Raw genomic sequence first — 13,356 nt, 5'->3', positions numbered from 1 at the left:
TTCTGACTACAATAGCCGCCATTTTGACCATAACGGATAACGACGAAGTATGCGCCTGCAATCCCATCATCTCGAACTCTTAAGCCCGGCCCGCGACGCCTCCATCGCCCGTGAAGCGATCCTTCATGGTGCTGATGCCGTCTACATTGGTGGGCCTGGCTTTGGTGCCCGTCATAACGCCAGCAACAGCCTGAGCGATATTGCTGAACTGGTGCCGTTCGCCCATCGCTTTGGGGCGAAAGTGTTCGTGACCCTGAACACCATTCTGCATGATGATGAGCTGGAGCCTGCGCAACGTTTAATTACCGATCTCTACCAGACCGGCGTCGATGCCCTGATTGTGCAGGATATGGGCGTGCTGGAGCTGGATATTCCCCCCATTGAACTGCACGCCAGTACCCAGTGCGATATCCGCACGGTAGAGAAGGCGAAGTTTCTTTCTGATGTGGGTTTTTCCCAGATCGTGCTGGCGCGTGAGCTGAACCTGAACCAGATCCGCGATATTCACCAGGCGACCGACGCAACCATTGAATTCTTTATCCACGGCGCGCTGTGCGTCGCCTATTCTGGTCAGTGCAATATTTCCCACGCCCAGACGGGGCGCAGCGCCAACCGCGGCGACTGCTCTCAGGCATGTCGTCTGCCGTATACCCTGAAAGACGATCAGGGCCGCGTTGTGGCGTTCGAAAAACACCTGCTCTCGATGAAAGATAACGATCAGACTGCCAACCTGGGTGCGCTGATTGACGCCGGTGTGCGCTCCTTCAAGATTGAAGGGCGTTATAAAGACATGAGCTACGTGAAGAACATCACCGCTCACTATCGTCAGATGCTGGATGCCATCATTGAAGATCGCGGTGACCTGGCGCGTGCGTCGGCCGGTCGTACCGAGCATTTCTTTATTCCGTCAACGGACAAAACTTTCCACCGCGGCAGCACTGACTACTTTGTGAATGCCCGTAAAGGGGATATCGGTGCGTTTGATTCACCGAAGTTTATTGGTTTACCGGTGGGTGAAGTGCTGAAAGTGGCAAAAGATCACCTCGACGTGGAAGTGACCGAGCCGCTGGCCAACGGCGATGGACTGAACGTGATGATCAAGCGTGAAGTGGTGGGCTTCCGTGCGAATACGGTGGAAAAAACCGGTGAAAATCGCTATCGCGTATGGCCAAACGAGATGCCTGCGGATCTCTACAAAGCGCGCCCTAACGCGGCACTGAACCGTAACCTTGACCACAACTGGCAGCAGGCGCTGCTGAAAACCTCGAGCGAACGTCGTATCGCGGTGGACATTGAACTGGGCGGCTGGGAAGAGCAGCTGATCCTGACCATGACCTGTGAAGACGGTATCAGCGTGACGCATACGCTTGATGGTCTGTTCGAGGTGGCAAACAACGCGGAAAAAGCCCTTAATAACCTGAAGGATGGCGTGGCGAAGCTGGGGCAGACCCTTTACTACGCGCGTCATATCGACGTTAACCTGCCGGATGCCCTGTTTGTTCCGAACAGCCAGCTGAATCAGTTCCGCCGCGAGACGGCAGAAATGCTGGATGCCGCCCGCCTGGCTAACTATCCACGCGGCAGCCGCAAGGCCGAAACCGTTCCTGCGCCGGTTTACCCTGACACGCACTTGTCCTTCCTGGCGAACGTCTATAACCACAAAGCGCGTGAATTCTATCACCGTCACGGCGTACAGCTGATTGACGCAGCCTATGAAGCGCATGAAGAGAAGGGCGATGTGCCGGTGATGATCACCAAGCACTGTCTGCGCTTCGCCTTCAACCTCTGCCCGAAACAGGCGAAAGGGAATATTAAAAGCTGGAAGGCCACACCGATGCAGCTGGTGAATGGCGACGAAGTGCTGACCCTGAAATTTGACTGCCGTCCGTGCGAAATGCATGTGATTGGCAAGATGAAAAATCATATTTTCAAAATGCCGTCACCGGGTAGCGTTGTGGCCTCCGTGAGCCCGGACGATTTAATGAAAACCCTGCCGAAGCGTAAGGGTAATTAATTACCGAAAGTGCGTGTCCGGTTTGCGCGATTTCTGCCACAAGTGGTGTTCGCGCAAACCTTCCGCTGACTCTTCTGCAACGCTGCGTAATTCATCGCTATCCGCTTCATGGCGGAGCTGATGTTCCACATTCTTTACCCACACATATTCATGGCCTTTATGTCCTGCCATCAGCTGACCTGAAAATAATCCACACACCAGCAATATCAGCGTTAACCCTTTTCTCATCATTATTTCACCGTTAAATGCCGTCGCGGGACTATCATGCCAATAATTTCGTCGGGAAATTATTCAAAAATTCAAATTAGCGCAAAGAGAGTGTCAAATTCTGTGCGGCGACAGCTGTGATGAGACTTTTCCTAAAATTAGCATCAAGTTTGTTAACCGCCAATTCTGGTACGTAATTAGCCACTAGCTTTAAGGATAAATCCTATATAATGGTTAAACTCTGGCTAAGGAATGGGTCTTGTTAAATGAAAAAAATGATAGCGCTTGCGCTGCTGGTGGTTGCTGTTGGGGCGGGTGCAGGTATTTACTCTATTAGTAATGACGAACCAGAATATATTCAGTCCGCGAAAGCGCGTGTTGGGTCATATTTAACCAGCGATTACGGACGCGTGGCCTGTAATAGCACCAAAATTGATGACCAGCGCTGGCAATTAGGCTGCACCAATCAGGCAAGAGGTAAAACATTCGAGTTCGCGGTTTATCCGTCTGAAAAAGCACCGTATGGTGTGTCGCGTTCGTTTTATCTGGAAGCCATCAATGATGATGCAAAACAGAGCGCGGAGCAGGGTCTGATGCGTTATTTGCAAATCAATACCAAAGCGGGTTAATCAGGCTGTTTACCTTTCATTGAGACTATGGATGTTAGTGTGTAAGAGATCCGCTGCCCGGCCATGGAGTGTCGGGACGTAGAGACCAAAATACAAATCTATCCATGCAAGCATTTACCGCCATATTATGGCGGTTTTTTTTGTCTGCAATCCGGCCACTAGCGGGCAGGCCGCGAATAGTGTTTGCGATACTGGGCCGGTGAAAGGGCGAACTGCTGCCGAAAATGGTGACGCAGGGTCGATGCCTGACCGAATCCGGTCTGCTCCGCGATGCTGTCGATACTTAAACGACTGCTTTCCAGATAATCTTTTGCCCTCAGCAGGCGCTCATTGAGCAGCCAGCGCGCGGGCGTGGTGCCGGTCGCATCCTGAAAGCGGCGCAGAAAGGTGCGTTGACTCATGCCGACCCGACGCGCCAGTGAATCAACGCTGTGCGATACGGCAAGATGGGTGTGCAGAAAATCAAACAGCTGACCGAGACGTTGACTTTCGCGCAGTTGCGCCACCGGGCGGCTTAGCTGCTGCGGCTGTGAGCCATCCCGGTGCGGGGGAATGACCAGACGACGCGCTACGGTGTTGGCGATTTCCATCCCATAATCCCGCCGGACTACGTGTAGGCATAAATCGATACCTGCCGCGCTGCCCGCCGAGGTGAGAATGTCGCCGTCGTCCTGATAAAGTACATCTTCAACCACCTCGATGGCCGGGTACCGGGCCTTAAGCGCCTCAATATAGCGCCAGTGCGTTGTGGCTTTACGCCCATCCAGCAGCCCGGCAGCGGCAAGAACAAACACGCCGGAACAGATCGACAAAAGCTGGCATCCCCGCGCATTGGCCTTACGTAATGCCGCGCAGAGCGCGGGCGGAACCGGTGAATCCAGTCCTCGCCAGCCGGGCACAACGATCAGGTCGGCCGTCTCAAGCAGGGTTAAATCACCGTCGGTGATGAGGCGAATCCCGCCGGTCGCCCGAAGTTCACCGCTGTCTACGCCCGCCACGGCAAAACGATACCATTCGTCTCCCAGCTCCGGACGCGGCAGACCAAAGATTTCCACTGCCACGCCAAACTCAAAGGTACACAAACCGTCATACGCCAGCACAATGACCTGAGGGCGGGAAATCTGTCTTAAGTTTGTCATCTTTTTGCTGTTTTCTGGCATAAGCGAGCGCATTCACGGGCTGAATTTGTGGATAGAGTAGTGTTAACACAAACGCCAAAGATGAGGAAGGATCATGAGTTATGTTACTGAATTTCCGGCTGCTGAACCCCAGGAAGCCGTTACCCATTTTCTGCGCCGCCTGAGCGTCGAGACCGATTGCGCCGATGTGCATCATGCCATCACGAATCACGAGCAGGATTTCGTCCTGCTGCACGTCGTCGGGAGCCCGCAGCAGTTCACCCGCCGTCACGTTCCCGGTGCGCTACATATGCCGTGGCGTCAGATCACCGCCGAACGCATGGCCCAGTGGCCTGACGGCACGCTTTTTGTGGTCTATTGCGCCGGGCCTCACTGCAACGGTGCGGACAGAGCCGCGCTGAAGCTGGCGCGTCTGGGGCTGCCGGTGAAAATTATGCTCGGTGGGATCACCGGCTGGGAAGATGAAAAGTTTGAGTTTGCGAGCCAGGAATCGCTCTCCGCACTGTGAAGATGAATTTTTTTCAACACCCGTGAAATTTTCTCGTTTGCCGGCTGGCGGCAGGTATGACATCTTTTTTGGACATTTAGACATCCAGAAGTCTAAAGATTCAAATAATGAATTATCACTGCAGGCAATTATTGTCGGCAGATAAAGGAGATTTCCATGCAACGACACCATGCCCCATACCGCGCCGATGTAGTTGGCAGCTTTTTACGTCCGGATGCCATCAAACAGGCTCGCCTGAAATTCGCCAGCGGCGAAATTGATGCCGGGCAGCTTCGTGCGGTTGAGGATGAGGCGATCCGCCATGTTGTCGAGCAGCAGTGCGCCTGTGGCTTGCATGTGGTGACCGACGGTGAATTTCGTCGTGCCTGGTGGCACTTTGATTTCTTCGACGGTCTGCAGGGTGTTGAGCGTTACGATTCTCAGCAGGGTATTCAGTTCAACGGTGTACAGACCAAAGCCCACGGCGTGCGCGTGACCGGCAAGCTGGGCTTTGGCGATCACCCGATGCTGGAGGATTTCCGCTACCTGAAAAGCATTAGCGGGAATGCTCAGCCGAAGATGACCATTCCCAGCCCGAGCGTGCTGCATTTCCGCGGTGGACGCAAAGACATTGATGCGACGGTCTACCCGGATCTGAAGGACTATTTTGACGATCTGGCGACCACCTGGCGGGACGCGATCCGGGCGTTTTACGACGCGGGCTGCCGTTATCTGCAGCTGGATGACACCGTCTGGGCCTATCTCTGTTCGGACGATCAACGTCGTCAGATCCGCGAGCGTGGTGACGATGCCGACGAGCTGGCGCGTATATATGCCCGCGTTCTGAATAAGGCACTCGAGGGCAAGCCTGACGATCTCACCATCGGGCTGCATGTCTGTCGCGGCAACTTCCGTTCAACCTGGATTTCCGAAGGGGGCTATGAGCCGGTGGCTGAAGTGCTGTTCGGGACGGTCAACGTGGATGCCTTTTTCCTTGAGTACGACAATGACCGGAGCGGTGATTTTGCGCCACTGCGTTTTGTTCGCCCGGGCAAGCAGCAGGTGGTGCTCGGCCTTATCACCACCAAAAATGGCGAGCTGGAGAACCCGGAAGGGGTGAAGGCGCGTCTTGAGGAGGCGGCGAAATACGTGTCTAAAGAGCAGATTTGCCTGAGCCCGCAGTGCGGATTTGCCTCTACCGAAGAGGGCAACAGCCTGAGTGAAACCCAGCAGTGGGACAAAGTCCGCCTGGTGACGCAGATCGCCAGCGAAGTCTGGTAAACCTTCCGCCACAGCGCTGCATTATAAAAGTGCAGCGCTGTACCATTCTGAGTCGTTCTTTTTACATCCTTCGTTACCTCTCCTGTCATAGCGCTTTATCCATCCTGGCATCTTTTTTGCTCTCTCTAAGCTGACGTTTTTATTTTCTGCGTCCACGCCGTAACGGACGCCTTTGCACAGCTTTCTTTTTCAGGAGTGAAAATATGCACCGTCGTACCTTATTAAAAGCCTTCGCATTGTCCGCGTCTGTCGTAGCTATGGGGATGAGTTTTGGCGCTCAGGCGGCCGATACCATCAAGGTGGGGATCATGCATTCCCTTTCCGGCACGATGGCGATTTCTGAAACGCCGCTTAAAGATGTTGCGCTGATGACCATCGATGAGATCAACGCCAAAGGGGGCGTGCTGGGTAAGAAGCTCGAACCGGTAGTGGTTGACCCGGCCTCGAACTGGCCGCTGTTTGCCGAAAAAGCGCGCCAGCTGCTGAGCCAGGACAAAGTGGCAGTGGTGTTTGGTTGCTGGACGTCGGTGTCGCGTAAATCGGTGCTGCCGGTGTTTGAGGAGCTGAACGGACTGCTGTTTTACCCGGTGCAGTATGAAGGCGAAGAGATGTCACCTAACGTCTTCTATACCGGTGCCGCGCCAAACCAGCAGGCAATCCCGGCGGTGGAGTACCTGATGAGTGAAGACGGAGGCAGCGCGAAACGCTTCTTCCTGTTAGGCACCGATTACGTTTATCCCCGCACCACGAACAAAATCTTGCGTGCTTTCCTGCATTCGAAAGGGGTGGAAGACAAAGACATTGAAGAGGTATACACCCCGTTTGGTCACAGCGATTACCAGACAATCGTTTCCAGTATCAAAAAATTCTCTGCCGGAGGGAAAACCGCGGTGGTTTCCACCATCAACGGCGACTCCAACGTTCCGTTCTATAAAGAGCTGGCTAACCAGGGCCTGAAAGCTACCGATGTTCCGGTTGTGGCCTTCTCCGTGGGAGAAGAGGAGCTGCGCGGGATAGACACCAAACCGCTGGTGGGCAACCTGGCGGCGTGGAACTACTTTGAGTCCGTTGATAACCCGACCAACCAGGCGTTTGTGGCGGATTACAAAGCGTATGCCAGGGCACACAAATTGCCGAACGCCGACACCGTGGTCACCAACGACCCGATGGAAGCCACCTACGTCGGGATCCACATGTGGGCGCAGGCGGTTGAAAAAGCAGGTACCACCGACGTCGATAAAGTTCGGGCGGCAATGGCCGGTCAGTCCTTCAAGGCACCTTCAGGCTTTACGCTCACCATGGATGCCACCAACCACCATCTGCATAAGCCGGTCATGATTGGCGAAATTGAAGGTAATGGCCAGTTTAATGTGGTCTGGCAGACGGAACAGCCGGTGCGCGCCCAGCCGTGGAGTCCCTTCATTGCCGGTAATGACAAAAAGCCCGATCAGCCGATGAAAACCGCCAGCAACTAAGTTATCACCGCAGGGAGAAAAGTCATGAACGCCATACGCACGATCATCGCTATTGTGTGGCTTACCGGACTGCTGCCAGGGATGGTGCAGGCATCGGATGCCGACCAATTCGTGGCCGCCAGTCGCAGCCAGCAGGCAGAACTGTTGACACAGTGGGCAACCGCGCCGGAGGCGGCACGGTTGCCGCTGCTCCAGGCGCTGCAGAGTGAAAGTCTCTACACCGACAGCCAGAAACATGCGTTTGCACAACGCCAGGGGGCAATGGTTCCCCTGGGTGAAACAAAAGCCGCAGCAGGCCAAACCAAAGCCGTGCGTCTGACCAACCGGCTGCGCAATCTGGTGGCGACGGCAATGGCAACCCATCAGCTCGTGAGTGACAGTGTCACGGAAAGGCGTGCGGCAGCCCGTCAACTCCAGCGGGATGCGCAGCCTGAAATGCTCGATTTCCTGCAAAAACGGGTGAGCAGCGAAACGGATGATGTGGCCCGTCAGTCGCTGAAGCTGGCGCTGGCGAACCTCCAGCTGGCAAGTCCGCAGGCTGCGGTGCGCCTGAACGCTGTGGCGCTGTTAGGGCAATCAGACGATCCGGACGTCCAGTCCCGGCTGACGCCGTATACGCAGGCAGGATCGGAGCCGGATGCCGGTGTACGTGCCGCCGCTGCCGAAAGTCTGAAACAGATTGAGCATCGCCTGATGTGGGGCGATCTGCTTGGTCAGGCGTTTATGGGGCTCTCGCTGGGGTCGGTACTGTTGCTCGCCGCACTGGGGCTGGCAATTACCTACGGCCTGCTGGGGGTGATTAACATGGCTCACGGGGAGATGCTGATGCTGGGCGCGTACGCCACCTGGATGGTTCAGCAGGTGATGGCCGGCTTCGCCCCACAGTGGCTGGCGCTCTACCCGATCGTTGCGCTGCCGGTGGCGTTTATTGTGACCGCCAGCATCGGGATGGTGCTTGAGCGTACCGTTATTCGTCATTTGTATGGCCGACCGCTGGAAACGCTGCTGGCGACATGGGGTATTAGCCTGATGATTATTCAGCTGGTACGCATGACGTTTGGCGCCCAGAACCTGGAGGTGGCAAACCCGGCATGGCTGTCCGGTGGCGTGCAGGTGTTTGCCAATCTGACGCTGCCGTGGAACCGCATTGTGGTACTGGGTTTTGTGCTGCTGGTGCTGTTCTTCACGTGGCTCATTCTGAACAAAACCCGTCTTGGTCTGAACGTGCGCGCAGTAACGCAAAATCGCAGTATGGCGGCCTGCTGCGGGGTACCGACAGGTCGCGTCGATATGCTGGCCTTTGGGCTTGGCTCGGGGATTGCGGGTCTGGGGGGCGTGGCGTTATCGCAGTTAGGCAACGTTGGGCCTGAACTGGGCCAGGGTTACATCATCGACTCGTTCCTCGTGGTGGTGCTTGGCGGGGTGGGTCAACTGGCAGGTAGCGTGGCCGCGGCGTTTGGGCTGGGGATCTTTAATAAAATTCTCGAACCGCAAATGGGGGCGGTATTGGGCAAAATCCTGATCCTGGTGGCGATTATTCTGTTTATTCAGAAACGTCCGCAGGGGTTATTCGCACTGAAAGGGAGGGTTACTGACTGATGAGCCAGCCGCTTACCTTAACGCTGGCGCGCAAAGCGCCACGCACGACGCAGATAGCCGGTAGCCTGATCGTGGCCTGCCTGCTGGTTTTACCGTTTTTCGCCTTACTGCCCGCAACGCATCCGCTGGCGATCTCGACCTGGATGCTCACGCTCACGGGTAAGATCCTCTGCTATGCCATTGTCGCCGTGGCGCTCGATCTGGTGTGGGGCTATGCCGGAATGCTCTCCCTGGGGCACGGTATCTTCTTCGCGCTGGGCGGCTATGCGATGGGCATGTACCTGATGCGCCAGGCGGCGGGTGACGGGCTGCCCGCGTTTATGTCGTTTCTCTCCTGGAGCGAACTGCCATGGTTCTGGTGGGGGACGCAGCACTTTGTCTGGGCTCTGGTATTAATTGTGATGGTACCGGGACTGCTGGCGCTGGTGTTTGGCTGGTTTGCCTTTCGCTCAAAAATCAAAGGGGTCTATTTTTCGATCATGACCCAGGCGCTGACGTACGCGGGGATGTTGCTGTTCTTTCGCAATGAAACCGGCTTTGGCGGGAATAACGGCTTTACCGGTTTTACCACGCTGCTCGGGTTTTCCGTTACCGCGACCACCACCCGTATTGCGCTGTTTCTGGCTACCGTGATGCTGTTGTTGGTAGCGCTGGGCACAGGCTTCGCGCTGGCGAAAAGTAAGTTCGGTCGCATTCTGACCGCGGTGCGTGACGCCGAAAACCGCCTGACGTTTTGCGGGTACGATCCCCGTGGTTTCAAGCTGCTGGTGTGGACACTTTCAGCCGTACTCTGCGGCCTGGCCGGTGCACTGTATGTGCCGCAGGTGGGCATTATCAACCCGGGTGAAATGTCGCCAACCAACTCAATTGAAGCGGCCATCTGGGTTGCGCTGGGGGGGCGCGGCACGCTGGTCGGCCCGGTGATAGGCGCGGCGCTGGTGAACGGTGCGAAGAGCGTCTTTACCGTCGCCCTGCCGGAATACTGGCAGCTGTTTCTGGGGCTGATTTTCATCGCCGTGACGCTGTTTCTACCGCGCGGTGTCTACGGTTTGTTTCGTAAGGGAGAACACTGATGCAGCCAGCCGAAGGATTATTTACCCGCCAGTTACCCGGAGATCGCTATCGCGACCAGACCGATCCGGTACTGCAGCTTGAAGCCATCAACGTGAATTTTGATGGTTTTCAGGCGCTGACGGACCTCTCACTGAACATTGGCGTGGGTGAATTGCGCTGCGTGATTGGCCCAAACGGTGCGGGAAAAACGACATTAATGGACGTGATTACCGGCAAGACGCGGCCTAAAAGCGGCAGAGCGCTGTACGATCAGTCCATCGACCTGACGGCGCTTGAACCCGCCGAGATTGCCCGCCAGGGCATCGGACGTAAGTTCCAGAAGCCCACGGTCTTTGAAGCGCTCACGGTGTGGGAAAACCTTGAGATTGCGATGAAAACCGATAAATCCGTCTGGGCGAGCCTGCGGGCCAGACTCAACGGCGAGCAGCGGGACGGTATTGACGAGATGCTGCTCTTGCTGCGGCTTGGCGGCGAGCGCAATCGCCGCGCCGGGCTGCTTTCGCACGGGCAAAAGCAGTTTCTGGAGATTGGCATGCTGCTGGTGCAGGACCCGCATCTGCTGTTGCTGGATGAACCGGCGGCCGGAATGACCGACGCGGAGACCGACTATACGGCTGAGCTGTTCAGAACCCTTGCGGGCAAACACTCCCTGATGGTGGTCGAGCACGATATGGGCTTTGTCGAAACCATTGCCGACCACGTGACGGTGCTGCACCAGGGACGCGTGCTGGCGGAGGGGTCACTTCGCCAGGTGCAGGCGAATGAGCAGGTCATAGAAGTCTATCTGGGACGCTAAGGAGCCGTCATGTTACAGGTGAACGAACTGAATCAGTATTACGGCGGCAGTCATATTCTGCGCGGGGTCAGTTTTGAAGCGGCGACCGGTGAAGTGACCTGCCTGCTGGGGCGCAACGGGGTGGGGAAAACCACGCTGCTCAAGTGTCTGATGGGCCTGATCCCGGTAAAAACAGGAGACATTATCTGGCAGGGAAAAAAAATCACCCACAGCAAGCCGCACCAGCGCGTGCAGTCGGGTGTGGCCTATGTTCCGCAGGGGCGTGAGATTTTTCCACGCTTAACGGTCGAGGAGAATCTGTTGCTCGGGCTGTCACGCTTCCCCGCCCGCGACGCAAAGCGCGTCCCGGAGGATATCTGGCAGTTGTTCCCGGTGCTTAAAGAGATGAAGCATCGTCGTGGAGGCGATCTCTCCGGCGGTCAGCAGCAACAGCTGGCGATTGGTCGCGCCCTGGCGAGCCGGCCACAGCTGTTAATCCTCGATGAACCCACGGAAGGTATTCAGCCGTCGGTAATCAAAGAGATAGGTCTGGTGATCCGCAAGCTGGCGGACAGAGGGGATATGGCAATCCTGCTCGTAGAGCAGTTTTACGATTTCGCCGCTGAACTTGCCGACAGCTATCTGCTGATGTCGCGCGGGACCATCATTCAGCGTGGACGGGGCGATACAATGGAACAAGAGGGCGTTCGCGGACTGGTTGCGATTTAAAATGTTATATTATAACATCCTCATTCTTATAAAACGGAGTGAGGAGTTTGTTTTGGCTGCACATATTGGCAAATTTGCAATGACTCTGGGGGCGCTGCTGGTAAGCGGTCAGCTGTTTGCCCATTCGCATGGACATCAGATGACGGAAGCGGAACAGAAGGCGGCGAGCGGCGTCTTTGAGGATAAAGACGTCAAAGACAGAAAGCTGTCTGACTGGGATGGGACATGGCAATCCGTCTATCCGTTTTTGCTCGATGGCGCGCTGGATCCGGTTTTTAAACAGAAAGCGCAGAAGGACAAAAAATCCTTCGACGAGGTTAAAGCCTACTATCGCACAGGGTATGCGACGGACGTTGAGGCTATCGGCATCGAAAACAACGTGATGGAATTCCACAAAGGTAAGGCTATCAGTCGCTGCCAGTATGATTACAGCGGCTATAAGATCCTGACTTATGCATCAGGTAAGAAAGGGGTTCGCTATCTGTTCGAGTGTAAAGATCCGGACAGCAAGGCGCCGAAGTTTGTCCAGTTCAGCGACCATACCATCGCCCCAAAAGCCTCTTCCCATTTCCATATCTTTATGGGCAACATCTCCCACGAGGCGCTGCTAAAAGAGATGGATAACTGGCCGACGTACTACCCGAACGAAATGTACAAACAGCAGGTGGTAGACGAGATGCTGCACCATTAATGGCCTGCCCGATGCCGGGTGGACGTCATGCCGCCCGGCGTTGAGGACTTAAGCCACTTTCGGCATTTCGCACCACGCCTTCACGCTCATCCCGCGCAAAATCATCAGCCAGGCAATCACGATGGCAACCATCATGATCGCAAACAGTGACCAGTGCGGCAGGTTGGTAAGGATAATACCGGTGATCATCGGGTTTGCCGCCGCCCCAAGCCAGCCCAGCGCCTGGGCAGAGAAGTAACTCGCTTTCATACCCGGCGGGGCAATATTGTCGATCAGCATATATTCGCCCGGTGCATAGATAATCTCACCCAGCGTAAACACCGCTGCCGCAATGCCCCAGTAGACCAGGTTTTCCCCGGAGAGCATAAAACCGCCCAGACCCAGGACGAAGAAGAGTGTTCCCACCGTCATCAGCGGACGTATATTGGTGGCGGAGATCTTGCGACCGATAACGTATTGCAGGGTGACGACCACCGCAGCATTCACCGGCAGCACCACGGCGACCACGTTTTGCGCAAAGTTGCTGTCGGCATTCGCAGCCAGCACGTACTGCGAAATACAGCTGGCGAATGACCCGCCCACATACGACGCCAGCAGGCCGGAAAGGGTGTACCAGAAGAGGGCGCGGTCTTTAAGCAGTACTGACGGTTGCCACGGCATTTTCTCTTCGGTGGCATCGAGCGCAACGCTTTTTTGCACAAAGAAATGGATAAAACCGAGCGGCAGTGCGGCACAAAAAGCGGCCAGCCAGAACGGCAACTGCAGGCTGTACATCACCAGTAAGGTGCCCACCGGCGGCCCGATCGTCCAGCCAATGTTCAGGAAGCTATAGTTTAGCGAGAAAACGCGCGCTTTTTGGCTCGAGGTCAGCACATCGGCAAACCAGGCCTTAAGCACCGTTGAAAATACCGAATAGGCGCAGTTAATCAGGGAAAAGAAGAGCACCACCAGCGTGACGTTATCCACTAGCGGGATAGCAACAAACCCGGCAATAAAGGCGACGATAGAAATCAGCATGTAGCGCTTTTTATCAAACTTATCGGCGAGGATGCCAAACCCCATACTGAATACCACACCGACGGTAAGCGCAATGGTCAGGGCATAACCAATATTCTCAACGCTCATATTAAATACGCGCGTGAGATAGATGGTCATAAACGGCAGCGTTGCCCCACGACCAATGGTTAATAATAACGACGACGCCAGCAGCGCTGCGGTTGAGCGCCTGAGTGATGGTTTCATATTCCTGCCTGACA

At 55.6% G+C, this 13,356-nt stretch carries 13 protein-coding genes; 10 read left to right on the top strand and 3 right to left on the bottom strand.

Features of this window, described 5'->3' with window-relative positions:
- The first annotated feature begins 49 nt into the window (after positions 1 to 49).
- The gene (locus AAIR21_RS03490; protein ID WP_040017455.1) at positions 50 to 2,014 is read left to right on the top strand and encodes a peptidase U32 family protein; all 1,965 of its coding nucleotides are present in this window, start codon (positions 50 to 52) and stop codon (positions 2,012 to 2,014) included.
- On the opposite strand, the gene AAIR21_RS03485 is transcribed toward AAIR21_RS03490, so the two are convergent.
- Positions 2,015 to 2,245 (bottom strand): DUF2554 family protein, encoded by a 231-nt coding sequence (locus tag AAIR21_RS03485; protein ID WP_025204219.1) that lies wholly within the window; start codon positions 2,243 to 2,245, stop codon positions 2,015 to 2,017.
- 242 nt (positions 2,246 to 2,487) lie between these two features.
- Here AAIR21_RS03485 and AAIR21_RS03480 point away from each other — a divergent pair, with 242 nt between their 5' ends.
- The gene (locus AAIR21_RS03480) at positions 2,488 to 2,850 is read left to right on the top strand and encodes a hypothetical protein (protein WP_020884170.1); all 363 of its coding nucleotides are present in this window, start codon (positions 2,488 to 2,490) and stop codon (positions 2,848 to 2,850) included.
- 158 nt (positions 2,851 to 3,008) lie between these two features.
- Here the strand turns inward: AAIR21_RS03480 and ftrA are convergent, their stop codons facing one another.
- On the bottom strand, positions 3,009 to 4,010 hold the full coding sequence (gene ftrA, locus AAIR21_RS03475) for a transcriptional regulator FtrA (RefSeq protein WP_032670382.1): 1,002 nt from the start codon (positions 4,008 to 4,010) through the stop codon (positions 3,009 to 3,011).
- Positions 4,011 to 4,083: 73 nt separating this feature from the next.
- Here ftrA and AAIR21_RS03470 point away from each other — a divergent pair, with 73 nt between their 5' ends.
- The 8 genes from AAIR21_RS03470 (at position 4,084) to zinT (ending at position 12,100) form a co-directional block, all read left to right on the top strand.
- On the top strand, positions 4,084 to 4,497 hold the full coding sequence (locus AAIR21_RS03470) for a rhodanese-like domain-containing protein (RefSeq protein ID WP_020884168.1): 414 nt from the start codon (positions 4,084 to 4,086) through the stop codon (positions 4,495 to 4,497).
- A gap of 156 nt (positions 4,498 to 4,653) precedes the next feature.
- Positions 4,654 to 5,757: a cobalamin-independent methionine synthase II family protein gene (locus AAIR21_RS03465; protein WP_020884167.1), complete on the top strand. Its 1,104-nt coding sequence runs from the start codon at positions 4,654 to 4,656 to the stop codon at positions 5,755 to 5,757.
- A gap of 203 nt (positions 5,758 to 5,960) precedes the next feature.
- Positions 5,961 to 7,232: an urea ABC transporter substrate-binding protein gene (gene urtA, locus AAIR21_RS03460; protein ID WP_020884166.1), complete on the top strand. Its 1,272-nt coding sequence runs from the start codon at positions 5,961 to 5,963 to the stop codon at positions 7,230 to 7,232.
- Positions 7,233 to 7,256: 24 nt separating this feature from the next.
- Positions 7,257 to 8,831, top strand: coding sequence for an urea ABC transporter permease subunit UrtB (gene urtB, locus AAIR21_RS03455; protein WP_183516363.1), 1,575 nt, complete (start codon positions 7,257 to 7,259; stop codon positions 8,829 to 8,831).
- The gene (urtC, locus tag AAIR21_RS03450; protein ID WP_183516362.1) at positions 8,831 to 9,904 is read left to right on the top strand and encodes an urea ABC transporter permease subunit UrtC; all 1,074 of its coding nucleotides are present in this window, start codon (positions 8,831 to 8,833) and stop codon (positions 9,902 to 9,904) included. Before urtB ends, urtC begins: the two co-directional genes overlap by 1 nt.
- A complete protein-coding gene (gene urtD / locus AAIR21_RS03445; RefSeq protein ID WP_025204212.1) occupies positions 9,904 to 10,701 on the top strand; it encodes an urea ABC transporter ATP-binding protein UrtD in 798 nt (265 codons plus the stop codon). The genes urtC and urtD overlap by 1 nt, the downstream gene beginning before the upstream one ends.
- 9 nt (positions 10,702 to 10,710) lie before the next feature.
- The gene (urtE, locus tag AAIR21_RS03440; RefSeq protein WP_014170038.1) at positions 10,711 to 11,409 is read left to right on the top strand and encodes an urea ABC transporter ATP-binding subunit UrtE; all 699 of its coding nucleotides are present in this window, start codon (positions 10,711 to 10,713) and stop codon (positions 11,407 to 11,409) included.
- Positions 11,410 to 11,461: 52 nt separating this feature from the next.
- Positions 11,462 to 12,100 (top strand): metal-binding protein ZinT, encoded by a 639-nt coding sequence (gene zinT / locus AAIR21_RS03435; protein ID WP_183516361.1) that lies wholly within the window; start codon positions 11,462 to 11,464, stop codon positions 12,098 to 12,100.
- A 48-nt stretch (positions 12,101 to 12,148) separates the two neighbouring features.
- Here the strand turns inward: zinT and ydeE are convergent, their stop codons facing one another.
- Positions 12,149 to 13,342 carry an efflux MFS transporter YdeE gene (ydeE, locus tag AAIR21_RS03430; RefSeq protein ID WP_025204210.1) on the bottom strand — a complete coding sequence of 398 codons (1,194 nt, stop codon included), beginning with the start codon at positions 13,340 to 13,342 and terminating at the stop codon, positions 12,149 to 12,151.
- Positions 13,343 to 13,356 lie beyond the last annotated feature (14 nt).

The organism is Enterobacter sp. PTB, from assembly GCF_051130085.1.
GTDB lineage: Bacteria > Pseudomonadota > Gammaproteobacteria > Enterobacterales > Enterobacteriaceae > Enterobacter > Enterobacter ludwigii.
This window is presented reverse-complemented; position numbering and strand designations above follow the sequence as displayed.

Bases quoted from the DNA above. Each gene is read 5' to 3' on its own strand.
- AAIR21_RS03490 (WP_040017455.1), top strand. From the start codon at position 50: ATGCGCCTGCAATCCCATCATCTCGAACTCTTAAGCCCGGCCCGCGAC.
- AAIR21_RS03485 (WP_025204219.1), bottom strand. From the start codon at position 2,245: ATGATGAGAAAAGGGTTAACGCTGATATTGCTGGTGTGTGGATTATTT.
- AAIR21_RS03480 (WP_020884170.1), top strand. From the start codon at position 2,488: ATGAAAAAAATGATAGCGCTTGCGCTGCTGGTGGTTGCTGTTGGGGCG.
- ftrA (WP_032670382.1), bottom strand. From the start codon at position 4,010: ATGCCAGAAAACAGCAAAAAGATGACAAACTTAAGACAGATTTCCCGC.
- AAIR21_RS03470 (WP_020884168.1), top strand. From the start codon at position 4,084: ATGAGTTATGTTACTGAATTTCCGGCTGCTGAACCCCAGGAAGCCGTT.
- AAIR21_RS03465 (WP_020884167.1), top strand. From the start codon at position 4,654: ATGCAACGACACCATGCCCCATACCGCGCCGATGTAGTTGGCAGCTTT.
- urtA (WP_020884166.1), top strand. From the start codon at position 5,961: ATGCACCGTCGTACCTTATTAAAAGCCTTCGCATTGTCCGCGTCTGTC.
- urtB (WP_183516363.1), top strand. From the start codon at position 7,257: ATGAACGCCATACGCACGATCATCGCTATTGTGTGGCTTACCGGACTG.
- urtC (WP_183516362.1), top strand. From the start codon at position 8,831: ATGAGCCAGCCGCTTACCTTAACGCTGGCGCGCAAAGCGCCACGCACG.
- urtD (WP_025204212.1), top strand. From the start codon at position 9,904: ATGCAGCCAGCCGAAGGATTATTTACCCGCCAGTTACCCGGAGATCGC.
- urtE (WP_014170038.1), top strand. From the start codon at position 10,711: ATGTTACAGGTGAACGAACTGAATCAGTATTACGGCGGCAGTCATATT.
- ydeE (WP_025204210.1), bottom strand. From the start codon at position 13,342: ATGAAACCATCACTCAGGCGCTCAACCGCAGCGCTGCTGGCGTCGTCG.